The sequence below is a fragment of the Paenibacillus ferrarius genome (genome assembly GCF_002027705.1).
Lineage (GTDB): Bacteria > Bacillota > Bacilli > Paenibacillales > NBRC-103111 > Paenibacillus_E > Paenibacillus_E ferrarius.
Map to the genome: position 1 here is coordinate 17,679 of NZ_MBTG01000021.1, position 23,231 is coordinate 40,909.

At 48.6% G+C, this 23,231-nt stretch carries 20 protein-coding genes; 18 read left to right on the forward strand and 2 right to left on the reverse strand.

Features of this window, described 5'->3' with window-relative positions; translation table 11 throughout:
* Window positions 1–162: 162 nt before the first annotated feature.
* The 13 genes from BC351_RS21705 to BC351_RS21765 all read left to right on the forward strand — a co-directional run bounded on the left by BC351_RS21705 (window position 163) and on the right by BC351_RS21765 (window position 16,865).
* The gene (locus BC351_RS21705) at window positions 163–2,232 is read left to right on the forward strand and encodes a bifunctional aldolase/short-chain dehydrogenase (protein ID WP_079414893.1); all 2,070 of its coding nucleotides are present in this window, start codon (window positions 163–165) and stop codon (window positions 2,230–2,232) included.
* Between the two features lie 27 nt (window positions 2,233–2,259).
* Window positions 2,260–3,480 (forward strand): L-rhamnose isomerase, encoded by a 1,221-nt coding sequence (rhaI, locus tag BC351_RS21710; protein WP_079414894.1) that lies wholly within the window; start codon window positions 2,260–2,262, stop codon window positions 3,478–3,480.
* A complete protein-coding gene (gene rhaB / locus BC351_RS21715; RefSeq protein ID WP_079414895.1) occupies window positions 3,474–4,976 on the forward strand; it encodes a rhamnulokinase in 1,503 nt (500 codons plus the stop codon). Before rhaI ends, rhaB begins: the two co-directional genes overlap by 7 nt.
* Window positions 4,977–4,985: 9 nt before the next feature.
* Entirely contained in the window at window positions 4,986–5,753 is a 768-nt protein-coding gene (locus BC351_RS21720) for a DeoR/GlpR family DNA-binding transcription regulator (RefSeq protein WP_079414896.1), read from the forward strand.
* 111 nt (window positions 5,754–5,864) lie between these two features.
* On the forward strand, window positions 5,865–6,608 hold the full coding sequence (locus BC351_RS21725) for a (Fe-S)-binding protein (protein ID WP_079414897.1): 744 nt from the start codon (window positions 5,865–5,867) through the stop codon (window positions 6,606–6,608).
* Window positions 6,595–8,112 (forward strand): LutB/LldF family L-lactate oxidation iron-sulfur protein, encoded by a 1,518-nt coding sequence (locus BC351_RS21730; protein WP_079414898.1) that lies wholly within the window; start codon window positions 6,595–6,597, stop codon window positions 8,110–8,112. Before BC351_RS21725 ends, BC351_RS21730 begins: the two co-directional genes overlap by 14 nt.
* Window positions 8,105–8,851: a LutC/YkgG family protein gene (locus BC351_RS21735; protein ID WP_079414899.1), complete on the forward strand. Its 747-nt coding sequence runs from the start codon at window positions 8,105–8,107 to the stop codon at window positions 8,849–8,851. The genes BC351_RS21730 and BC351_RS21735 overlap by 8 nt, the downstream gene beginning before the upstream one ends.
* An 844-nt stretch (window positions 8,852–9,695) precedes the next feature.
* Complete coding sequence (locus tag BC351_RS21740) at window positions 9,696–11,126, forward strand: PTS mannitol transporter subunit IIBC (RefSeq protein WP_079414900.1); 1,431 nt, start codon at window positions 9,696–9,698, stop codon at window positions 11,124–11,126.
* 65 nt (window positions 11,127–11,191) lie between these two features.
* Window positions 11,192–13,231, forward strand: a complete 2,040-nt coding sequence (locus tag BC351_RS21745) for a BglG family transcription antiterminator (protein ID WP_079414901.1) — start codon at window positions 11,192–11,194, stop codon at window positions 13,229–13,231.
* A 24-nt stretch (window positions 13,232–13,255) separates the two neighbouring features.
* A complete protein-coding gene (locus tag BC351_RS21750; protein ID WP_079414902.1) occupies window positions 13,256–13,693 on the forward strand; it encodes a PTS mannitol transporter subunit IIA in 438 nt (145 codons plus the stop codon).
* On the forward strand, window positions 13,690–14,847 hold the full coding sequence (locus BC351_RS21755; protein ID WP_079414903.1) for a mannitol-1-phosphate 5-dehydrogenase: 1,158 nt from the start codon (window positions 13,690–13,692) through the stop codon (window positions 14,845–14,847). The genes BC351_RS21750 and BC351_RS21755 overlap by 4 nt, the downstream gene beginning before the upstream one ends.
* A 30-nt stretch (window positions 14,848–14,877) precedes the next feature.
* A complete protein-coding gene (gene ptsP, locus BC351_RS21760) occupies window positions 14,878–16,605 on the forward strand; it encodes a phosphoenolpyruvate--protein phosphotransferase (protein WP_079414996.1) in 1,728 nt (575 codons plus the stop codon).
* Window positions 16,602–16,865, forward strand: a complete 264-nt coding sequence (locus tag BC351_RS21765) for an HPr family phosphocarrier protein (protein WP_079414904.1) — start codon at window positions 16,602–16,604, stop codon at window positions 16,863–16,865. The genes ptsP and BC351_RS21765 overlap by 4 nt, the downstream gene beginning before the upstream one ends.
* A gap of 75 nt (window positions 16,866–16,940) precedes the next feature.
* Here BC351_RS21765 and BC351_RS21770 read toward each other — a convergent pair whose 3' ends face one another.
* Window positions 16,941–17,807 (reverse strand): aldo/keto reductase, encoded by an 867-nt coding sequence (locus BC351_RS21770; protein WP_079414905.1) that lies wholly within the window; start codon window positions 17,805–17,807, stop codon window positions 16,941–16,943.
* 319 nt (window positions 17,808–18,126) lie between these two features.
* Here BC351_RS21770 and BC351_RS21775 point away from each other — a divergent pair, with 319 nt between their 5' ends.
* From BC351_RS21775 to BC351_RS42355, 5 genes are all read left to right on the forward strand, one after another.
* Window positions 18,127–18,585: a MarR family winged helix-turn-helix transcriptional regulator gene (locus BC351_RS21775; RefSeq protein ID WP_079414906.1), complete on the forward strand. Its 459-nt coding sequence runs from the start codon at window positions 18,127–18,129 to the stop codon at window positions 18,583–18,585.
* Window positions 18,586–18,617: 32 nt separating this feature from the next.
* Window positions 18,618–19,412 (forward strand): flagellar motor stator protein MotA, encoded by a 795-nt coding sequence (motA, locus tag BC351_RS21780; protein WP_079414907.1) that lies wholly within the window; start codon window positions 18,618–18,620, stop codon window positions 19,410–19,412.
* On the forward strand, window positions 19,409–20,215 hold the full coding sequence (gene motB, locus BC351_RS21785; RefSeq protein WP_079414908.1) for a flagellar motor protein MotB: 807 nt from the start codon (window positions 19,409–19,411) through the stop codon (window positions 20,213–20,215). Before motA ends, motB begins: the two co-directional genes overlap by 4 nt.
* 295 nt (window positions 20,216–20,510) lie before the next feature.
* A complete protein-coding gene (locus tag BC351_RS42350; RefSeq protein WP_158082184.1) occupies window positions 20,511–20,687 on the forward strand; it encodes a hypothetical protein in 177 nt (58 codons plus the stop codon).
* A gap of 241 nt (window positions 20,688–20,928) precedes the next feature.
* On the forward strand, window positions 20,929–21,069 hold the full coding sequence (locus tag BC351_RS42355) for a hypothetical protein (RefSeq protein WP_158082185.1): 141 nt from the start codon (window positions 20,929–20,931) through the stop codon (window positions 21,067–21,069).
* A 68-nt stretch (window positions 21,070–21,137) separates the two neighbouring features.
* On the opposite strand, the gene BC351_RS21790 is transcribed toward BC351_RS42355, so the two are convergent.
* Window positions 21,138–23,117 carry a methyl-accepting chemotaxis protein gene (locus BC351_RS21790; protein ID WP_244209133.1) on the reverse strand — a complete coding sequence of 660 codons (1,980 nt, stop codon included), beginning with the start codon at window positions 23,115–23,117 and terminating at the stop codon, window positions 21,138–21,140.
* Window positions 23,118–23,231: the final 114 nt, after the last annotated feature.

Consider the following 23,231-nt stretch of genomic DNA (forward strand, 5'->3'; position numbering starts at 1 on the left):
ATCGCGGAACAATGCAATGTTGCTAATCTCTTCGTTTGTCTGTATATATTCAAATAATAACAAAAACAAAAATATTTATTCAAAAATAAACAAATATATGATATGATGAATCCATCAAAAACAAACACATATTCATGGGAAGTAAACATTAGGAGGATACTTATGGTTGCGAATTTGTGGGAAGCGTCAAAAGCGAATGCTGTATCAAAAGGTGTAGAGGAATTGGTTTACCGTTCTAATTTATTGGGAACAGACCGCGCAGTAGCTAACTGGGGCGGCGGCAACACTTCTTACAAAACGATTGAGAAGGATTTCCGCGGTCGTGATGTAGAAGTGATGTGGGTAAAAGGAAGCGGTTCCGACCTTGCGACAATGAAAGCAAAGAATTTCACAGGTCTTCGTATGGATGATATCCGTCCTTTGTTCGAAAAAGACGAAATGCCAGATGCCGAAATGGTTGCGTACCTTGTGAACTGTATGATCGACAGCAAACACCCGCGTGCTTCTATTGAGACGCTTTTACATGCCTTTCTGCCATTCAAACACGTGGATCACACGCATCCGGATGCGATTATCGGTCTATGCTGCGCCCACAATGGCCGCGAGCTGGCCAAAGAAATTTACGGCGACCGTTTCGTATGGGTTCCTTATGTGCGTCCTGGTTTTACACTTTCCAAAATGATCGCCGAAGGCGTCAGAAATAATCCAAAAGCTGAGCTAGTCTTGATGGAGAAACATGGTTTGGTAACTTGGGGCGAAACGTCCGAGGAGAGCTACCTCAAGACACTGGCTATCATTCAAGAAGCTGAAAGCTTTATTGAAGCTCGCGTGAATGAAGACAACTTGTATGGCGGCTCCAAATACGAGTCTCTTTCCGAATCCGATCGTAACGATATTTTGGCGCAGGTGCTGCCAATCGTTCGCGGAGCAGTAAGCAAAGAAAAGAAAATGATTCTGACGACTGACAGTGCAGATGATGTTTTGAAATTCGTAAACAGCAAAGATGCGGGTGTTCTTTCCCAAGTTGGCGCAGCTTGCCCGGATCACTTGGTTCATACGAAAATGAAGCCGCTTTACATTGACTGGAATCCAAATTCCCGTGACGCCGCTTCTTTGATTGAAGCATTGAACGCGGGGATTGCCGCTTATAAAGAAGAATACCAAGCTTACTTCGACCGCAACAAAAATGAAGGCGACGTTATTTTCGAAACGGCTCCGCGCGTTATTTTGATTCCGGGTATCGGAATGATCAATACGGGCAAGAGCTGGGCGATGGCGCAGGTAAGTGGCGCGCTTTACCACCGTGCGATTTCCGTTATGAGAGGCGCAACAGCACTCGGAACATTCGTTTCTTTGAGCGAAAATGAGTCCTATAATGTGGAGTACTGGCCTCTTGAGCTTTACAAATTGACACTTGCTCCTGCGGAAGCGGAATTCTCCCGTAAGATTGCTTTCATCACAGGCGGAGCAGGCGGAATCGGAAGTGTAACAGCCCGTCAATTCCTCAGAGACGGCGCGCATGTTGTCCTGGCCGACCTTAACCTGGAAGGCGCGCAGAAACTTGCAGCCGAACTGAACGAACAATATGGCGAAAACAGAGCAATTGCCGTTAAAATGGATGTAACGAAAGAAGAAGAAGTAGAAGCAGCTTACCGCGAGGTGATCTTGAGCTACGGCGGGATAGATATCATCGTGAATAACGCGGGTCTTGCGACTTCGAGCCCTTTTGATGAAACTTCGCTCAAAGAGTGGAACTTGAACATGAACGTGCTTTCAACAGGTTACTTCCTGGTAGCTAGAGAAGCATTTAAAATTATGAAAAAACAAAGCATCGGCGGCAGCATGGTATTCGTCGGATCCAAGAATTCCGTATTTGCCGGTAAAAATGCTTCTGCTTATTCGACGGCTAAAGCAGCTGAGATTCACTTGGCGCGTTGTATTGCAGCTGAAGGAGGCGAATTCGGCATTCGCGTAAACTCCGTATTGCCGGATGCCATTCTCCAAGGTTCCGCGATCTGGAACTCCGGCTGGCGCAATGAGCGTGCAGCAGCTTACGGGATTGAACCGGATCAGCTGGAAGAGCACTATCGCAAAAGAACGACGCTGCTCGTTAACATTTTCCCGAAAGACGTTGCAGAAGCTATCGTCTACTTCTCCTCTTCCAAAGCAGAGAAAACAACAGGCTGCATGATCACAGTTGACGGCGGCGTTCCAGCAGCCTTCACGCGTTAATTCACCTAATAGGAGGATACGAATCCAATGAGCGATAAAGCATATGCATGGTTTGAAGAGCAGCAAGCTAATAGAGGTATTGATTTGGCAGCCGTTAAGGCCAGAATCAAAGCGCTGAAAGTCGAAACCCCTTCCTGGGGTTACGGCGATTCAGGTACCCGTTTCAAGGTGTATAAGCAAAATGGTGTTCCACGCAATCCTTTCGAGAAATTCGAGGATGCTGCGCAGGTACACAAATTGACGGGGGCTTGCCCGTCGGTTGCGATCCACATCCCGTGGGACAAGGTGGATGATTATGCGAAGCTCAAGCAGCACGCCACTGATCTCGGCGTATCCATCGGTGCGGTGAACCCGAACCTGTTCCAAGAAGATGACTATATCTTCGGCAGCGTGACGAACTCCAATGCAGCGATTCGCCGCAAAGCAACGGATCATTTGCTGGAGTGTGTAGATATCGCGAAGACTGTTGGCTCTGATGTATTCAGCCTTTGGTTCGCGGATGGCTCGAACTATCCAGGTCAAGTAGACATTCGTGCCCGCAAAACTTGGATGTACGAAGCGCTTAAGGAAATGTACGAGGCGATGACGCCGAGCATGAGAATGCTGATCGAATATAAATTCTATGAGCCTGCTTTTTACCATACAGATTTGGCTGACTGGGGAATGGCGTTCAATTTGGCGAACAAATTGGGTCCGCAAGCTGAAGTGCTTGTAGATACTGGACATCACCCGCAAGGAACGAACATCGAGCACATCGTGACGTACCTGTTGGACGAAAAAAAACTTGGCGGCTTCCACTTCAATTCCCGTAAATATGGAGACGATGATTTGATCGTTGGTTCTGTGAACCCGTATGAGCTTTTCTTGATTTTCTACCAAATCATTGATGCCGCTAACGATAAAAACCCGCAAATTCGTCAGGCATCTGACAATATTGCTTATCTGATCGATCAAAGTCACAATATTGAGCGTAAAATTCCAGCGATGCTGCGCTCCGTTCTCAACGTGCAAACCCAATATGCCAAAGCATTGCTGATCAACTTGGATGAAGTCAGAGACGCGCAAGCTCGTCAAGACGTTCTTGGTGCGGAAGATGCGGTTCGCAAAGCATTTGAATTCGATGTAACACCGCTGCTGCATGCGGTTCGTGAAGAAATCGGCGTGCCGGTGGACCCGATGAAAGCATATTTGGAAAGCGGCTACGATGAGAGCATTAATGCAAGAGGCAAAGGCGGTGCCAGCTGGTGAGTAAGCTTTCGAGCGTTCTGGCCTTTGATTTGGGAGCAAGCAGCGGCAGAGCGATCGTCGGACGCCTTGATTCTGAAGCGGGCCGTGTAACGATCGAGGAGATTCACCGCTTTTCGAATGATCCGGTGCAGGTGGGCAACCACCTTCATTGGGACATTTTGCGCTTGTTTCATGAATTGAAACAAGGTATTTTACAAACCAAGCATCTGGGTTATACGGATATTGAAAGTCTGGCGATTGATTCCTGGGCGGTAGATTTTGGGCTGCTTGCAGCAAATGGCGAGCTCCTTGGAAATCCGTACCACTATAGGGACCACCAAACGGACTCCGTTATGGACAAAGTGATTGCAGTGGTCGGCCGTGAAAAGCTGTATGCCATAACAGGGCTCCAGTTCCTGCAATTCAACTCTATTTTTCAATTAGCCGCCATCAAAGAAAGAAATCCGGAACTGCTTGAGCGGGCAAAAACGTTCTTAATGATACCGGATTTGCTGCGATATTTCCTGACAGGCGAGAAACATAGCGAATTCACCAATGCCTCGACTACACAGCTGCTGAATGCAACAACAGGCGCATGGGATGCAGAGCTTGTGCAGCAATTAGGCCTGCCTGGCGACATCTTCTTGCAACCGGTTGCCTCGGGCACACGTGTTGGTGCCTTGACGGAAGATTTGTGCAGCGAGCTTGATGTTGCTTCAATTCCCGTCATCGCCGTTGGCGAGCATGATACCGCTTCCGCCGTAGTTGCTGTTCCAGCGTTGGATGAAAATTTTGCTTTCCTCAGCTGCGGCACATGGTCGCTCTTGGGAACGGAAACGAGCGCCCCCGTTTTAAGTGACCAAGCCCTAGCTTGGAATTTCACGAATGAAGGCGGCGTGTATGGCACGAACCGTTTGCTCAAGAACATCATGGGGCTATGGCTGATTCAGGAGTGCAAGCGCACATGGGATAAAGAAGGCCAAAACATTGGTTTCGCTGAGCTAGTCAAGCTGGCTGAACCTGTCAAGCCGTTCCAATCCTTCATTGACCCGGATGATGACATGTTCTTGAATCCTGCGCATATGCCGAAGCAAATCCAGCAATATTGCCGAGATACCAACCAATTCGTTCCGCAAACCGAGGGAGAGATCGTTCGCTGTATTCTGGAAAGCTTAGCGCTGAAATACCGATTTATTCTGGAACGTACGGAACAACTCTCTGGCATAACGTATCAAGGCTTGCACATCGTAGGCGGCGGCATCCAGAATGAACTTCTCTGTCAATTCACAGCAAATGCGATCCAGCGAGAGGTGTGGGCAGGTCCTGTTGAGGGTAGTGCCTTAGGAAACCTTGTAGTACAATGGATAGCACTAGGGTATATCGCGAATTTGCGCGAAGCCAGAAAGCTGATTCGGAATTCGTTTCCGGTCAAAACGTACATCCCTGAGGATGGAGCGGGTTGGCAGGCGGCGTATATAACATTTTGTCAGGTGGCGTCCCGATCGACGGTGAAATGAGGGTAGACGATGCTGGTAGCGGAAAGATGGCAGAGAATCGTTCAGGTAGTTAACGAAAGAGGAAGTATTCGCGTGACAGAGCTCAGCGAGCTGTGTCAAGTGACGGAAGAAACGATACGGCGAGATTTGGATCGGCTCGAAAGCGAAGGCAAGCTGATGCGCAGCCATGGCGGAGCAGTTAGCGTGAAGGAAGCTCAGACGGAAGTCCCTTTTATGGAGAGGGAGACGGCACAATCTGACTTCAAGAACAGCATTGCGAAGGAAGCGATAACGCATATCCGCGAGCATGATCGGATTATTTTGGATGCAAGTACAACAGCTTGGTACATGGCCAGATGGATACCCGATATGCCGCTAACGATCATTACGAACTCGATGAAAGTGGCTTTGGAGCTCAGCACGAAAGAAAAGATTCAGGTCATATCCACCGGCGGGCTGCTTTCGCCCAAATCGTTGTCTTATGTAGGACCACTAGCTGAACGATCGCTGGATATGTATCATGTTCACAAATGTTTTCTATCCTGCAAAGGGGTTCACATCCAGCGCGGAATCAGTGAATCGAATGAGCTGCAGGCGCTTATCAAAAGCAAAATGATCAGCATTGCCGATGAAACCTATCTGCTGGCCGATCATAGTAAATTCGGGATGCAATCCTTGACGCAAGTTGCTGGATGGTCTGAAATTAAACATGTGATTACAGATGGACAAACGAGCAGAGAAGACGTGAACCGCATTCGCGACATCGGTGTGAACGTGCTTCAATTAGATAAAGGTTAGAATCATTGTTCCTTCCATCTCCAGTATGTTTCTTGCGTACTGAGGATGGTTTTTTGTATAGCCAAATACATCTTTGATGGGGACAATTAGGGAAGGGAGTTAGCTGCAATCATGAAAGTATCTATGTTCATAACGTGCTTGAGCGATCTTGTGTATCCAAAGGTTGGCGAGTCTATCGTTCAGTTACTAGCCAAATATGGCGTTAAGCTAGACTTCCCTGCCAAGCAAACATGCTGCGGCCAACCGGCCTTCAACAGCGGATATTGGGATGAGGCAAGAGGTGCGGCGTTGACACTCCTCGAAGCGTTCGAGGATAGTGATTTTGTCATATCCCCTTCAGGTTCCTGTACGAGCATGATTCATCACTATTATCCAAAACTATTTGAAAATGATCCTATCAATCTTGCAAAAGCCAATCGGCTTGTTGAAAAAACATATGAGTTTACGCAATTCCTCGTCCAAGTCATGGGCGTTACGGATTTAGGCGCGGTTTTCCCGCACAAAGTTACCTACCATCCGTCCTGCCACGGCAGCAGGCTGCTTGGCGTCAAAGCTGAACCGATGCAGCTGATGCAGAATATCCGCGGCTTGGAGCTTGTGCCTCTCCCTCATGCTGAGGATTGCTGCGGCTTCGGGGGGACTTTTGCGGTGAAAATGTGCGATATTTCCGGGGCGATGGTTGCCGAGAAATCCGATCACGTGCTTGAAACCGATGCCGAAGTGCTTGTCGGACTCGATATGGGCTGCTTAATGAATATTGCCGGTAATTTATCATACCGCGGGACACCTGTGAAGGTCATGCATCTAGCGGAATTACTGGCTGAGGGAGTGAAACTAGCCCATGAGCGAGCATAAGCCAAGCGGTACGGTAAAGGAAAGATCCAAGGTTGCCTTGAACAATGATTTCCTGCGAAATGCCGTCAAGTTCACGACAGAACGTTTGAAGAACGGCAAGCTTGCCGCGGCAGAAGAGATTGGGAACTGGGAAGAGTGGCGTGAACGGGGGCGCGAAATTCGCCTTCATACGATCGCACACTTAGACTACTATTTGGGCAAATTTGTGGAAAATGCTAGAGCGCAAGGCGTGCATGTCCATTTTGCAGCGGATGCGGCCGATGCGGTTCGCTTGACTATGCAGATCGCCGAGCACAAAAAAGCCAAAAGCGTCGTGAAGTCCAAGTCCATGGTGTCGGAAGAATTGCATATTAACCATGCGCTGGAACAGATTGGTGTCGAGGCGATTGAGACGGACCTTGGCGAATATATCATTCAGCTGGCCGGCGAAACACCTTCGCATATCATTATTCCGGCGATCCACAAAAATCGCTATCAGATCGCGGATCTGCTGTCCGAGGACGCGGGCGAGAAGCTGGAGCCGGATACGGGCATTTTGGCTGGTTATGTACGAAGAAAATTGCGCGAGAAATTCCTGGAAGCCGATATTGGGATGACGGGCTGTAATTTCGCCATTGCCGAGACGGGATCGATCGTTTTATTTGAAAATGAAGGCAACGCGCGGATGGTTAGCACGATTCCGAAGACACAAATTACGTTCATGGGGATGGAGCGCATTATTCCGACGTTGGACGATCTGGAAGTGATGGCGACATTGCTCCCACGTTCTGCTACAGGTCAGAAGCTGACTGTCTACATGTCTGTTATCTCCGGACCGCAGCGGGAGCAGGACGGCGATGGCCCTGAAGAAATGCACGTCATTATCCTGGATAATGGCCGCTCCCTTCAGCTCGGAGATCCGCAATTCCAGGAACTCCTGAACTGTATTCGCTGCGGTGCGTGTCTGAACGCCTGTCCGGTGTATCGCCATATTGGCGGTCATGCGTATGGCGGCGTGTACAGCGGGCCGATTGGCGCTGTGCTGACGCCAGCTTTGAACAAAAATGTAGACCAGTGGGACGACATTGCCAGCGCATCGAGCTTGTGCGGAGCTTGCTATGAGGCTTGTCCGGTGAAAATACCGCTGCATGATATGCTTGTCTATCTGCGTCAACGCAAAGTTGAGCGGGGTTCGACCGATTTTGGCGAGAAGATGGGAATGAAAGGGTTTAATTTCTTAATGTCGGATGCGAAACGTGTGAAGGCATTAATTAAAATAGGCCGCATCGGGCAGAAGCTGCTCGTTCGTGACGGTCATATTAAGGCGAAAGTAGGGCCGCTTAAAGGCTGGAATTCGCATCGTTTTGCACCGAGTTTAGCGAAAAAGACGTTCCGTGAATCGTGGAAGGACATCGAGCAGGGATTGGAAGGAACATTCCCTGAGCTGGATGCCGCGATGAAAGCCCGCATGGAAAAGCTTGTCGCAGATCGCAAAGAAGGCGGAGGAGGACATCATCATGGCTAAATCAGATCCGGCATTTCTCCAAAAGCTGCATCAGGAAGCTCTCCAAGATCAGGAGGCCTTCTTTGCTAATATTTCTACCAGGCTGGGAAGATCCAAGCCAATGAGAAGCGCTCCTGCGCGCAGCATGAAAGGGGCTCCCGCCTTCTGGGAGCAGGTGGATCTTCCGCTGGAGCAGCGCATCCAGCTATTCATGACGAACTGGCAGAAGGCAGGCGGCCATACGCAGCGTCTCAAAGGGATGGCAGAGGCGCAAGCTTTCATTGCCGACTTCATCGGCAAAACGCAGGCGAAGCATCTGATCATGCAGGATCAGCCGGAGCTGGCAGAGCTGCGGTCGGGGCTTGCTGCGGAGACAGAAACCGACATCACCGTGTGGAATGCCGGCGGTGTCGATGCTGCCGCGAAGGATGAGCTGGTCGCCAAGGCGGCAGGCGCAGATATCGGCATCGTGGCCGTCGAGCATGCCGTGGCCTACACAGGCTCGCTCGTCGTCACGTCAGATGCTGCGCGAGGCCGCAGCGTCAGCCTGCTGCCGACGACGTTCATCGCGATCATCCCTGCGGATCGCTTGCGGACGAAGCTGGGCGAAGTGCTGCGCCCTTTTGATGCTTACGAGCTTAAAGACAGGCCGGCTGGCATTCACTTCATCTCGGGACCGAGCCGCTCGGCGGATATCGAGAACGATTTGACCATTGGCGTACATGGCCCGGGCATCGTTTATGCCTTGATTATTGAGTGATGCAGGAGCTGTCCCAGAAATCATTTTGGATTTATAAAGCATCACTCGGATAGGAAGTTTCCTATCCCAAAACGCCTCCTTCCACACTTGCGCTGTGGTTTGGAGGCGTTTTTCTTGTTGCTTGGGACTCGTCCATGCACGGATACTCTTGTGGGAGAAGATAGTTGGCAGCAGGGTTCTACCTGCCTTTCTGTTAATACACACTTCCATGGTGGATTGGCTTGATTCGCTTGAGTTTGCTCATACTGGCAGATTGCCTCAGGCCCGTCCGACTATTTCGGATAATTCCTGCAATTATGCATCCTTTTCGTCATGTAAATGGGGGAAATAGGGAAAAGCCTGCGATTATGCATCCTTTTTAGACCATTTTTCGATTCCAGGATGGAAAAGCAGAGAAAGCCTGCATAATCGCAGGCTTTCTCTTGTTTTCATGCGATTTGATCGAAAAAGCCTGCACTATTGCAGGCATTTCGAAATCGGTGAGCCGCTAGTTCAGCTTATAAGGTTATGCGATCGCTAACGCTGGTTCAGCTTATAGGGTTAAGCGTTCGCTAACGCTAGTTCAGCCATAGGGTTATGCGTTCGCTAACGCCGGTTCGGCCTATAAGGTTATGCGTTCTATAACGCGGATTCAGCCTATGGTGGTGCATTTGATTACATGGCAAATCGCTAGAGTTGTTCGACGGTAAGCCGATTATTTCGCTTGCAATGAATGCATAATCACGAACGAGGTTAAAATGTTGTCAACATCATTGATGACGAAAAGGGATTTTGATTTGATTGAACATGTAAGCGCTTTTGCATTACGATAAGGACATGAAACATACAAAGGGAGGTTATCCTAATGAGTGCGATCGCTGCACAAAAGCAAGCATCCTCCGGTGGATTCCGGGTGAAAGTACAGAATTTCGGTCGTTTCTTGAGCGGTATGGTGATGCCGAATATCGGCGCATTTATCGCTTGGGGATTGATTACGGCTTTATTTATTCCGACAGGCTGGATTCCAAATGAATATTTGGCTAAGCTCGTAGGTCCAATGATAACTTATCTGCTTCCGCTCTTGATTGGATATACGGGTGGGACGATGATTCACGGAACGCGCGGCGGTGTCATCGGTGCCGTAACGACGATGGGTGTGGTCATCGGAACGGACATTCCCATGTTTATGGGAGCCATGATCGTAGGGCCGTTCGCTGCGTGGGTGCTCAAGCAGTTCGATAGGTCGATTGAGGGTAAAATTAAATCAGGCTTCGAAATGCTCGTTAACAATTTCTCGTCAGGTATCATTGGGGCGATTCTAGCTGTTCTGGCCTACACGGTTGTTGGCCCTGCGGTTCAGATCGTGAGCAAGGGTCTCGCTTCTGGAGTTCAGGCGCTGGTTAATGCCGGGTTGCTTCCGCTGGCGAACGTTCTCATCGAACCTGGGAAGGTGCTGTTCTTAAACAACGCGATTAATCACGGCGTACTGAGTCCGATTGCGCTTGATCAAGCTTCCAAAACAGGCAAGTCCATCTTGTTCATGCTAGAGTCCAATCCAGGACCGGGACTTGGCATTCTGCTTGCGTACTGGATGGTGGGCCGCGGCGCAGCTAAGCTTTCCGCTCCAGGCTCTGCTATTATTCACTTTTTTGGCGGTATCCATGAAATCTATTTCCCTTATATTTTGATGAATCCTCGCCTCATTCTTGCTGTAATTGCAGGTGGCGTGACCGGTACGTTCACGTTTTCTCTATTCAATGCAGGTCTGGTTGCTCCGCCGTCGCCGGGAAGTATTTTTGCTTACATTGCTATGGCGCCAAAAGGCGGTATGCTGCCGATTTTCAGCGGCGTGATTACCTCTACCATTGTCTCGTTCGCGGTTGGTGCGTTGTTGTTGAAAACAACGAAGCAGTCAGAAAGCGAAGATTTGGAACAGGCTACAGCAAGAATGAAAGAAATGAAGCAAGCCCCAGCGGCTGCGGCTGCTGAGAAGATTGCTGTTCCCGCATCGGAACCAGCAGTTAGTGTTGAGAAAATCGTGTTCTCCTGCGATGCAGGCATGGGATCAAGTGCGATGGGAGCTTCCATTTTGAGAAAGAAAATGAAGGAAGCAGCTGTCGATGTCACGGTCATCAATACGGCGATCAGTGAGATTCCTGCCGATGCAGATATTGTGATAACGCACAAATCCTTAACGGATCGAGCACGCAATAAAGCTCCGCAAGCCGAGCATATTTCTATTGAGAATTTCATGAAAAGCCCGGAATATGATGAGCTTGTGAAACGATTGAGCTAAATATACCTATCTAACGCTGGCATTTTGCCGGCGTTATCTCCATTTTGTTCGTGAGGAGAATAATCATGAGCCTCTCCAACAGGCATCGTCAAATCCTTGAGCTGTTATTGAACCAAGTGGATGATATTACAGCAGGGGAAATCGCAGCCGAAATCAATGTAAGCACTAGGACCGTTCATCGAGAATTGTCTGAGCTGGAGACGATTTTGGCTGCTTACGGCTTAGGATTGCAAAAAAAATCAGGCAAAGGCATTCAACTCCAAGCCTCGCCTGAGCAGCTTGAGGCTTTTAGAAGCCTGCTAGATGGCCGGATGACGGTGGAGTATTCAGCCGAAGATCGCAGGATAGTGCTGCTCTGCACGCTGCTTCAGGAAGATGAGCCTGTTAAGCTTTTTACGCTGTCGCATGACTTGGCCGTAACGGTTCCAACAATCACCCACGATCTGGATGAGCTGGAAAGCTGGATCAAGAAACTGAATCTGAGCCTTGTGCGCAAAAGAGGCTATGGCGTTGAATTAAGCGGCTCAGAAGCAGATAAACGCAAGATGATTGCTCGCCTTGCCATGAATGGGCTGGATGAATCCGATCTGTTTGGAAAAAGCGAGAGTCTTCACTCGCCGGTGGCGCATAGGCTTTTGAAGCTTATCGGCAAAGTGAACTTTACGAAAGTGGAAGAAGCTCTTTGGCTGGCCGAGGATGAAGGCTTGAGTGGCATATCGGAAGAGGAGTATACCCACTTACTCATTCAACTTTCGATTACGATTGCTAGAATTCAGATGGGCAGACCAATCGAGCAGCAGCTAGAACATCATTCGCACCGCCCAAGCAAACTGCTTGCCCATACGATAGATCAGCTGACCAAAGTAATCCCCATTGCACTATCTGCTGCTGAAATATCGTATATAGCTGAGCTGCTGGAATCGAAATCCGTGCCGCATCCCAATCAGCTGCTTCCCATGGATGAGTTAAGCTATATGCAAATGGTATGGAAGCTGATCCGCGCAATGGAAAGCAGTCTTGAAGTGCCGTTCAGCGATGATCGTTCGTTGCGAGAAGGGCTGCTGAGCCATTTGGAGTCCGCGATTAAACGGCTTCTGGCAGGAGCGACGATTCGCAATCCGCTTTTGGCACAAATTAAAAAAGATTATGAAGCTCTTTATCATGCAATACGGCAAGCTGTTAATGTGTCTATCACGCAGATTGCCCTTCCGGATGAAGAAATCGGGTTTCTGGTTATGCATTTCGGCGCTTCCATCGAGAGACAGAAGCAGTTCAAGCGTAATGTCAGAGCGATACTGGTGTGCACGAGTGGGATAGGAACCTCCAAAATGCTCGCTGTACGCTTGACGAAGGAACTCCCGCAGATTGATATTATCGGTCATGCATCCTGGTTCGAAGCCGCGCGTATTCCTGAGAAGGACTACGATTTGATTATATCGACCGTAGATTTGCCGCTCCAGTCCGATCAATATATGAAGCTGAGTCCGCTATTGACGAAGGATGAAGCAGAGCGGCTAAGGTTCTTTATTCAAAATGTAACGCTGCAAAAAGACCCGGGCGAACCGATTCCAGTGCTGCCCGAGGCAGGCGCAAGAAATAGCTTACACCGCATCCAGCTGTACATTAATGAAATTGTAAGTATTATTGATCAGTTTATGGTTTATCACGTCGAGCAAAGCTATGAGGATTTAAAAGAGACTCTGCTGGCCATATGCGGCTATGTCAGAGCGTCCGATGTGATTGCTGAGGTTGAGCCGATTGTTGATCTTTTGCTTGCGAGGGAACAGCTCAGCAGTCAAGTGATACCCGATACGGGGCTTGCGCTTTTTCATATTCGAAGCGAACTGGTCAAAAAACCTTCTTTCACCTTGTTTCGATTAGCAGCTGATTTGCCGCTGGAGCGAGGAACGCAATCCGATGTGAGACACCTGCTGCTTATGCTGGGTCCCAAGAAGCTTTCCAAAGAAAGTTTGGAAGTGCTGAGCGAAATAAGCTCCTTCCTGCTGATCCCAGACATGATCGACCTGTTGAAATCGGGCAGTCAGTCGGAGATCAAACACTATTTATCCCAAGAGCTTGCTGCTTTTCTAGACAACAAAAAATAAATCGGATATGAGGAGAGATCTATTATGAGTATCTTATCACCCAATAAAGTAATGCTGAATGCGAAGCCCAAAGACAAATTCGAGGCCATTCGAATGGCGGGGCAACTGTTGGTAGACGCCGGTCATGCATCAGCAGCTTACATTGATAAAATGATCGAAAGAGAGCAAACATTATCTACTTTCATGGGCAATGGTTTGGCTATTCCGCACGGTACGCAGGATTCCAAGTCCTTGATTGCATCAACTGGACTGTCCATTGTGCAAATTCCTGACGGCGTAGACTTCGGTGATGGCGAGACGGCCAACCTAGTGATTGGGATTGCTGCCGCGGGCAATGATCATTTGGACATTTTGACCAATGTGGCGATGATTTGTTCGGAAGATGAGAATATTGAACAGATTATGAAAGCCTCGACGCCAGAGGAAATGGTGAAAATCTTCGAAAGTGGTATGGAGTCATGAAGGCTTTGCATTTCGGGGCTGGAAACATCGGGAGAGGATTCATTGGCTTACTTCTGTCCCAGGCTGGGTATGAAGTGATTTTCTCGGATGTGAATGATACTTTGGTTGAGCTGCTGCAGGAAAGAAAATCCTATACAGTGCGTCTGGCGAATGAAGAGCAAGAGACCTTCACTGTTTCAGGTGTTACAGCCATCAATGGCAAGCTCGTAGCAGAAGTGGCTGAAGCCGTTGCTCAAGCGGATCTGGTTACAACAGCGGTTGGCGTTAATATCCTGAAGCATATTGCCGGCGGAATTGCCAAAGGGATCGAGCTGCGGATCGAACGGGGAGCAGCGCCGCTGCACATTATCGCATGTGAGAATGCGATTGGCGGAAGCACGCAGCTCAAAGAGCACGTGTACGCTTTGCTGGGAGAAGAATTACGTGCGAAAGCAGAGGCTGCGGTTGCTTTTCCCGATGCTGCGGTGGATCGAATCGTTCCCTTACAGCATAATGAAGATCCGCTTCAAGTGACGGTGGAGCCGTTCTACGAATGGGTTGTAGATGAGTCTCAGATGATGGAAGGCTTCCCTCGCATTGCTGGCATTCATTATGTCAAACATCTGGAGCCCTACATTGAGCGCAAGCTGTTTACAGTGAATACAGGGCACTGCAGCGCGGCGTATCTTGGGTATCTGCAAGGCTACGCCACGATTCAAGAAGCGATGGCTCATTCACCGATTGCCTTCTTAGTTCGGCATGTTATGCAGGAGACCGGCTCCTTGCTGATCCAAAAACATGGTTTTGATCTGGCACAGCATGAGATTTATATGGATAAAATTTTACAGCGATTTAAGAATCCTTATTTGATTGATGAAGTCGCCCGTGTAGGAAGATCGCCGATTCGTAAATTGTCTGTCAATGATCGGTTGGTTCGGCCAGCTTTGCAAGCTTATGAACTTGGGATGAGCCCAACTTATTTGGCTATGGTGATGGCTGCTGCCTTTTTATTTGAAGATGAGGGAGATCCCGAGGCTGTTGAAATTCAAGCTGATTTGCGAGATATTGGGATTACTCAAACGATTACCAAGTATACGACGATTCGCGAAGAACACCCGATTCACCAACTGATTCTGACCCATTACGAACAATTCAAACAAACGGCAATTTCTTAAAGAAAGGGGAGTTCCCTCATGGCTAAAATGATGACCAAACGGCTAACCGGCATTGCTGCTTCCCCCGGCATTGCGCTGGCACAAGCTTTTCGATTGCAGAATGACCATTACGAGCCTGTGGCTGAGAAGGTGGACGACAAGGATCTAGAGATACTTCATTTTCGTCAAGCGGTGGAAGAAGCCAGACAGGAATTAGAAGAAATTAAAGAACTGACGGAACAACGAATGGGTTCGGCAAAAGCGGAAATTTTCGAGGCTCATCTAATGCTTCTGGAAGATCCTGATTATATAGATGCCATTATTGAAAGTATTGAAGCTGAAAGCATGAACGCTGAATATAAGCTGCATGAAGTTGCGAGCAGCTTCATAGAAGTGCTTAGTAGGATGGATAATGAGCTGCTTCGGGAGCGTGCGGCTGATGTTCGTGACGTTACTGGACGTATTATGAGCAAGCTGCGCGGTGTATCGTATGCCGCGATCGCAGCTATTAATGAGCCGTGTATTGTGATTGCAGAAGATTTGACGCCTTCCGATACAGCGCAATTAAACCTTGATTATGTGCTTGGTTTTGTTACGGAGGTTGGCAGCCGTACGTCGCATTCCGCCATCATGGCTCGCTCATTGGAGGTGCCTGCGGTTGTTGGTGCTGGCGAAGGCGCAGCTGAAATCGTGACGGGCACGATGATTATTCTGGATGCCGTCGAAGGTACTGTGCTCATCGCGCCAACTGAGCAAGAGATTGAGGCGTATCAAGCTCGCAAAGCAGCCTATGACGAGCGAAGAGCTGCGCTGCGCAAGCTGCTGGGTGAGCCGACTCTCTCCTCAGATGGGCATCACGTCGAGCTGGCTGCCAACATCGGCAGTGTGGAAGATTTGCAGAAGGTGCTGGCCAATGGAGCGGAAGGGATCGGTTTATTCCGGACTGAATTCCTCTATATGGGGCGCAGCTCGTTGCCTAGCGAAGAGGAACAATTTCAGGTCTATAAGCATGTATTGGAGCGAATGGACAATAAGCCGGTCGTTATTCGCACCCTGGACATCGGCGGAGATAAAGAATTGCCCTATATGAAGCTTCCGACAGAAAGCAACCCATTCCTTGGCTTGCGTGCGGTAAGGCTGTGTTTGAGTCAAAAAGATTTGTTCCGTACGCAGCTAAGAGCCCTTCTGAGAGCAAGCAGCTACGGACAATTGAAAATCATGTTCCCTATGATTGCTGTGATGGATGAACTCCTAGCCGCCAAACAATTGCTGCAGGAAGAGAAAGAGAAGCTTGTTCAAGAAGGCATCCAAGTAGCCGATAACATTGAGGTAGGGATTATGATTGAAGTGCCGGCAGCTGCGTTAGCCGCAGATTTCTTGGCGAAAGAGGCCGATTTCTTCAGCATTGGAACGAATGATTTGATTCAATATACGATGGCAGCGGATCGGATGAATGAAACGGTTTCTTACTTGTATCAGCCTTGTCATCCCTCCATCCTGCGGTTGATCCAGATGGTCATTCAAGCGGCCAAGAAGGAAGGCAAATGGGTGGGCATGTGTGGAGAAATGGCTGGAGACGAGGTCGCGATTCCGATTCTGCTTGGCATGGGGCTTCATGAATTCAGCATGAGTGCCGGCTCGATTTTACCTGCAAGAGCTTTAATTAAAGAAACCTCACAACAAGAATGGGCAGGCTACACGCAGCAGATTCTGGCGATGAGCAGCCAAGCCCAAATCAAACAATTCGTAGAGCATAAGACAAGGAGCGATTTAACATGATATCCCAAACTTTTACCGTTCTGAATCCATCCGGCTTTCATGCCCGTCCGACCAAAGTATTCGTTCAGAAGGTGGGCACGTTTCCCTGCAAGGTCAGTGTGATGAAAGGCGAGAAGAAGGTCAACGGCAAAAGCTCGCTAAGCATGCTGACACTTGGTATTCAACAGAATGACGAAGTGACGCTGGAAGTGGATGGCGAGCAAGAGGAGCAAGCTCTGCAGGAGCTTGGTGCCTTGTTGACGCATATATTTGAAGAATAAGTGAAGTTTATACGAAATAATAAGCCAGCAAGTCAGTGCCGCGAGTTAAGGGCATTGACCTGCTGGCTTATTTAATTATTCCCGAACGTACCATTCACCGGAAACCCAATCGGTCGATTTCCAGCGGAGCACATCCGGATTAGCCAAATGCATGATTTCTTTCAGAAAAGCCAGCTGCTCCAAATCGGTCATCGGTTTGAAGCTTTTCGCTATCGCTAAATTCTGCTCGAGCTGCGCCATGGACTCCATTCCAACAATAGCTGTTGAAATCGGCAAGGAGAACGTGTATTGCAACGCTTTGGCGTACCATGGGGCCAGCTTGCCAAGCGCCATGACCTTCATGCCGATGATCGCTACGCCTTTTTCGATTGCCTTCGGCAGAAACTCATGGGCGAAGCTGTATACGAGATGATCAGCGGCAGAGAGCGCGACTAGTGCGCTATCGAAGGCGTACCGTTCTATGGCTTCGAGCTGAACACGCGGGTTCGTATGTCCGCTAATCGAGATATGCTTGATTAAGCCTTGCTCCTTCGCTTCAAGAAGAGCCTCCAATGCACCGCCTTTGGCGAAACATTGGTCCAGCTCTTCCATTGTCATAATATTATGCAATCGCCATTCATCGACATGATCGGTTTGCAGACGCTTCAAGCTTGCTTCGAGCAGCTTCAAAGAGCCATCGCGCGTTCGATCGTGTGTTTTGGTGGCAATCCAGACTTCGTGCCTGCGGTTCTGGAGCGCTAACGCTTTGCCGAGCCGTTCTTCCGATTGGCCATTCGAATAGCTCGGTGCTGTATCGAAATAAGTGATCCCTTCGTCAATTGCCCGATTCACAATTTGAATGGCCTCTTCCTCCGTGCAATTATGTTCGTCTACGATGCGCTGAGCGCCAAAGCTCAGAATTGGAAACTGTTGCCCGGTTGAACCGAAAAGTCTTTTTTCCACGTCATCCACTCCTTATGTATCGCTACTGTAACTCTCCGAACGCTTCCCTATCTTTGCCAAAAAGGAGCCCGCATCATACGCTTATGAAGTTAAATCAAGACTTCTGTCGGCTGAGAGCGGAATAAGCAGGAATTGCTCATCTCTAAGTATAAAATAGGTAAGAGATGGATGCCAGCATTCGTCATAAGGTTGCTTTCTTCAACAAATCTTCATGACTCTAGACCTATCTTTTCGACAAAAAGTGATTGTAATTTATAATAAATAAACTTATTATATGTACATATACAACTTATCGTCGAATTCATGGAGGACTAGTAAAATGTCGGAACAGGGAAAGCCTTATGACAGCCCGGGATTTCATCTGTGGCAGGTTACGAATCAATGGCAAAAACATCTTCGTTCTGCTCTGCATGACTTGGATTTAACGCATGTCCAGTTTATTTTGCTGGTAGCCACACAATGGCTGAATGCCCAATCCCCCGTGGAAGATGTCACGCAGGTACAGATCGCCAGCTATGCGCATACGGATCCAATGATGGCCTCGCAAGTGCTTCGTCATTTGGAAAAGAAAGGCTACCTGATGCGTAAGGCGCATCCGACAGATACGCGAGCTAAAGCGATATCCTTAACGCCGGATGGGGAGCAATTGGTTGCCCAAGCGATCGACATTGTCATGGAAGCCGAAAACATTTTTTTTGCAAAGCTAGGGGAAGAGCAAGAGGTATTGGTTAGCTTGTTGCGGGCTTTAGGAAAAACGTCAATTCAAGATGAAAATTAAAAAGAAATGACCATAGGAGAGGTGTCATACATATGGAGAAATCATCAGTTATTGGAATTGTTTTAGCTTTTATATCCATCGGTGTGGGAATGGTACTGAAAGGCGCCAGCTTGGCAGCTTTGTTGAATCCGGCAGCGGCGTTAATCATCTTTGGGGGCACAGCCTCCGCTTTGTTTATCGCGTTCTCGCTCGAAGAAATGAAGAAAATACCAGCACTTTTAAAAATTATTTTTACAGAACAAAAATTAATGCCCAAAAAAGAGTTGATTGAAACCTTCATTGAGTGGGTATCCATTACACGCCGTGAAGGATTGCTTTCCTTGGAAAAACAAGCGGAAGAACTTTCGGATCCTTTTATGAAAAGTGGCATGCGCCTTATTATTGACGGCAACGATGCCGATTTCGTACGCGACGTTCTGCTGGAAGATATCGCTGAAATGGAAACCAGACATAAAAAATATGCAGGCATTTTTACACAAGCTGGTACATATGCACCAACCCTTGGCGTTCTTGGCGCCGTAGTAGGGCTTATCGCTGCCCTCGGAAACTTGAGTCAAGTAGAGAAGCTTGGACATCTGATTTCTGCGGCGTTCGTTGCGACGATGTTCGGGATTTTCCTGGGATATGTTGTGTTTCACCCATTTGCGAACAAATTAAAGCAGAAATCCAAAAAAGAAGTAGAAATCAAATTAATGGTTGTTGAAGGATTGCTCTCCATCCAGTCTGGGGTATCTGCGAATTCCGTGAAGCAAAAAATGATGATCTTCGTAGCCAACAGTGATCGCGCAGCGTACGATGAGGAATCGAAGGGGGCAACTCCACAGTGAGTAAAAAGAAGAAGCATGAGGACCATGAAGAACATGTTGATGAATCCTGGCTCATTCCCTATGCGGACTTGCTTACTTTGCTTCTAGCCCTTTTTATCATTTTATTTGCATCCAGCGAGTTGGATTCCAAGAAATATGATTCTATTATGAGGTCTCTAAATACGGCCTTCACGGGCGGCGAAGCCCCATTCTCGATGTCAAATTTGATTCCGATTGATGATCCGGCAAATTCAGCCAAGACGAATAATAAGGATCAGAGCCCGCCATCTAAAGTAGAGAGCAAAACGGACAGTCAACTCGCCGCAAAGCTGCAAAAAGAAGAGAAGGATCTTGAAGAGCTTAAGAAAAGCATGGATGCTTTCATCAAGGATAACAGCATGAGCGAACAGTTAACAACGAAGCTCGATAGTGAGAAGCTGACGATTACAATTAGTGATCGCGCATTATTTGACTCTGGCTCGGCTGCGATAAAACAGGATTCTCAAAATTTGGCGCTTTCGATGTCTAATCTGCTGGCCAGCTACCCAGGCTACCAGGTAGAAGTAGCAGGCCATACGGATAATATTCCGATCCACCGTGCGGACTTCGAAACAAACTGGGATTTAAGCTCCAAACGAGCCGTTAATTTCATGAAAATTTTGCTCAATAACGGAAAGATTGATCCATCCTCCTATTCGTCCGTTGGGTATGGCGAATACCGTCCAATTACAACAAATGACACAACAGAAGGCAGAGCCAAAAACCGCCGAGTGGAAGTGAGCATCCTCCGAAATATTAAGGCTACGGATGCGATTGCCAAGTAAACAAAAAATAGCGAAGAATCAGATCAAGAGCCTATGGGTTCTTGATCTTTTTTTTGAGATAAATAGGTTCTGTGGGGATAAGTGGTCTCGGGCGTGGAAAGTGGCAGAACTGAGCAAAGGCTGAGCTGAGCGATGAGCCTGCCGGAATGGCAGTCTCATGGGAAGAAGAGCAGGGAAGCGCCCCCGAGCCTGCCAAAAAGGCAGTCTCGGGCGTGAAAAGCGGCGGAACAGAGCAAATGCTCAGCTGAGCCTGCCGAAATGGCAGTCTCATGGGTAGAAGAGCAGGGAACCGCCTTTGAGCCTGCCAAAAAGGCAGTCTCGGGCGTGGAAAGTGGCAGAACTGAGCAAAAGCTCAGCTGAGCCTGCCGAAATGGCAGTCTCATGGGTAGAAGAGGAGGGAACCGCCTTTGAGCTTGCCAAAAAGGCAGTCTCGGGCGGGGAAAGTGGCAGAACTGAGCAAAGGCTGAGCTGAGCGATGAGCCTGCCGAAATGGCAGTCTCATGGGTAGAAGAGCAGGGAAGCGCCCCCGAGCCTGCCAAAAAGGCAGTCTCGGGCGTGAAAAGCAGCAGAACTGAGCAAAATCTGAGCTGAGCCTGCCGAAATGGCAGTCTCACGGGTAGAAGAGCAGGAAACCATCTTTGAGCCTGCCAAAAAGGCAGTCTCGGGCGTGAAAAGCGGCGGAACAGAGCAAATGCTCAGCTGAGCCTGCCGAAATGGCGGGCTCATGGGTAGAAGAGCAGGGGACCATCCTTGAGCCTGCCGAAATGGCAGTCTCATGGGTAGAAGAGGAGGAAACCGCCCCCGAGCCTGCCAAAAAGGCAGTCTCACGAGGCAACTCCTCATCCCAGACGTAAACGAAAGACCTGAGGCACATTCGCCTCAGGTCTTTCGTTATCCCAACATGGCAGCCAAGTAAATACGGCTAGCCGACAAGCACGGGTTCTTTCTTCTCCGCTTCCTTCTCCTTAGAAGAGTCAGCCTCTGTTGAAGCTTTAACTTCTGCACTCTCGCTTGGCAATACAGGAGAGTTCGTGCTTGCCACCAAAGGAGCGGCATCCAGCGAGTTTGCTGATCCTGAATCAATCTCTGATTCAGATTCGTCATTTGCATGGGAGTCACCTGAAGACGCAGATGCGTCATCATTCTCAAGCTCCAAATCATTCGCTAACACGTCCGACTCATCGACGGTCCGGAACTTGCTGATCTCTGCAAACAACTGCTGCGCGAGCTCAAGGATGTCATCGGATTCTTCGGCAATGCGGCGAATCGAGGCATCTTGCTGGATGGAGGTTGAGTTGACCTCCTCGACGCCTGCGGCAGTTTCCTGTGCGATAGCTGCGACGAACTGCACAGAATGCACGAGCTCCTCGTTCTTGGAGCGGGCTTGCTCGATCTTCAGATGGATATGCTCGATCTGCTCCTTCATGCCCTGCATCGAGTGATCGATGCTCTCGAAAGAGCCCAGCGTGTCGGCGACACGGCTGCTCTGAGCCAGCGCTGAATCGCGGGCTTCGAACAAGGAGCTTTGCAGCTCCTTGATTTGCTGCTGCAGCGCCCCGATGATCGTGCTGATCGTCTTGGACGATTCGTTCGTCTGCTGGGACAGCTGACGAACTTCATCTGCGATCACGGAGAAGCCGCGTCCGTGGACGCCGGCTCTTGCCGCTTCGATCGCGGCGTTCAAGGCCAGCACGTTCGTCTGTGTCGAAATCTCCGTGATGGAGTAAATGATGGCGCCAATTTGCTTCGAGCTAGCGGCCAACGTATGCATCGCTGCGTCCACCTTGTTCAGCAGCGCCTGAGAATGCTCGGACGAGTCTTTCAGCGCCCGAACGGAGCTTGTGCCTTGCAGCGTGCCTGCCGCGGCTTCGTCGCTGGCGCGCTTCATTTCATACGTGTACGCGGTAATATCACGAATCTCCGCCTCCAGCTCAGCGATAATGAACGAGCTTTGCTCGGTCTTGATCGCTTGCTCGTCGGCACCGTGCGAAATTTCATGGATGGCTCGCAATATATCCGTGTTCGCCGTAGCAGTTATTTGAGAGAAACGATGAAATTCATGTGAATGATCGGACAAGGAAGAAGCGATGTTCTTCGTTGCACTCAGCATATGACGAACTTGAAGAATCATATGGTCGAAGCTGTTGCTTAAAGTGCCAAGCTCGTCTTTGGAATCCGAGTTAATCGTTTGAGTCAGATCACCGCTGGCAATCTGCGTTACCGCTTTTTGCAATCGGGAGATAGGTCTAATGAAGGAACGTATGAGCAGGACGGCAATCAGGATCGTCACGACCAGTACGAGAATTGCGGCAATTATCATGACTTGGCTGGTACTATCAAGGGCTTGAGTGGAATCTGTGATAGCTTGATCAGCTGAATCCGCGTAAGTTACATAAAACTTATCAACAAGCTCAAATATTTTATCCTTCAATTCTTGCGATTCATTATATAAATATAGAAGGTTAATCTCTAGATCTTTTGGGCTTGTACCATTTCCTTGAATCATTTGGGCGGCAGAATCGAAGTTATTAATGTAGTCTACCGAAATTTGAATCAATTGGCTGCGCCATTTAATTTGATCAGGCGTTGTAGCGGTGTCGCCTATTTTTTTGATGAAATCATTATAAGGTTGACGCTTGCTGTTATATTTCAAGATGAACTCAGGTTTTTTGGAAATCTCCAGGCCTGAAGCAATGATATTCATTTCTTGAACCATTTCCTTTAATTCCAAAGCGAGTACCTTCAATTCAACTTTGTCATTCTGATCGTTCATATGTTGTTTAATTTGACTGACCTGGTGCAAGTTGAAGAAAGCAACTGCCAGAAAAATGAGGAGAACTCCACCAAAGCTAGCCATTAATCGGGAACGCATGGTCATATTGAACAAGGACATCTTACGCATTGTCATCCCTCCATTAATAAGACAAGAACCGACTCAATTCTTGTTTTTTCTTATTAATATAGGACTCTTCTATTAACTATAGCGTTGTATTGTGTAAATCAAATGTAAATTTAC

Coding starts and splice junctions, on each gene's coding strand:
- BC351_RS21705 (WP_079414893.1), top strand. CDS start 163: ATGGTTGCGAATTTGTGGGAAGCGTCAAAAGCGAATGCTGTATCAAAA.
- rhaI (WP_079414894.1), top strand. CDS start 2,260: ATGAGCGATAAAGCATATGCATGGTTTGAAGAGCAGCAAGCTAATAGA.
- BC351_RS21720 (WP_079414896.1), top strand. CDS start 4,986: ATGCTGGTAGCGGAAAGATGGCAGAGAATCGTTCAGGTAGTTAACGAA.
- BC351_RS21725 (WP_079414897.1), top strand. CDS start 5,865: ATGAAAGTATCTATGTTCATAACGTGCTTGAGCGATCTTGTGTATCCA.
- BC351_RS21730 (WP_079414898.1), top strand. CDS start 6,595: ATGAGCGAGCATAAGCCAAGCGGTACGGTAAAGGAAAGATCCAAGGTT.
- BC351_RS21735 (WP_079414899.1), top strand. CDS start 8,105: ATGGCTAAATCAGATCCGGCATTTCTCCAAAAGCTGCATCAGGAAGCT.
- BC351_RS21740 (WP_079414900.1), top strand. CDS start 9,696: ATGAGTGCGATCGCTGCACAAAAGCAAGCATCCTCCGGTGGATTCCGG.
- BC351_RS21745 (WP_079414901.1), top strand. CDS start 11,192: ATGAGCCTCTCCAACAGGCATCGTCAAATCCTTGAGCTGTTATTGAAC.
- BC351_RS21750 (WP_079414902.1), top strand. CDS start 13,256: ATGAGTATCTTATCACCCAATAAAGTAATGCTGAATGCGAAGCCCAAA.
- BC351_RS21755 (WP_079414903.1), top strand. CDS start 13,690: ATGAAGGCTTTGCATTTCGGGGCTGGAAACATCGGGAGAGGATTCATT.
- ptsP (WP_079414996.1), top strand. CDS start 14,878: ATGACCAAACGGCTAACCGGCATTGCTGCTTCCCCCGGCATTGCGCTG.
- BC351_RS21765 (WP_079414904.1), top strand. CDS start 16,602: ATGATATCCCAAACTTTTACCGTTCTGAATCCATCCGGCTTTCATGCC.
- BC351_RS21775 (WP_079414906.1), top strand. CDS start 18,127: ATGTCGGAACAGGGAAAGCCTTATGACAGCCCGGGATTTCATCTGTGG.
- motA (WP_079414907.1), top strand. CDS start 18,618: ATGGAGAAATCATCAGTTATTGGAATTGTTTTAGCTTTTATATCCATC.
- BC351_RS42355 (WP_158082185.1), top strand. CDS start 20,929: ATGGCGGGCTCATGGGTAGAAGAGCAGGGGACCATCCTTGAGCCTGCC.
- BC351_RS21790 (WP_244209133.1), bottom strand. CDS start 23,117: ATGCGTAAGATGTCCTTGTTCAATATGACCATGCGTTCCCGATTAATG.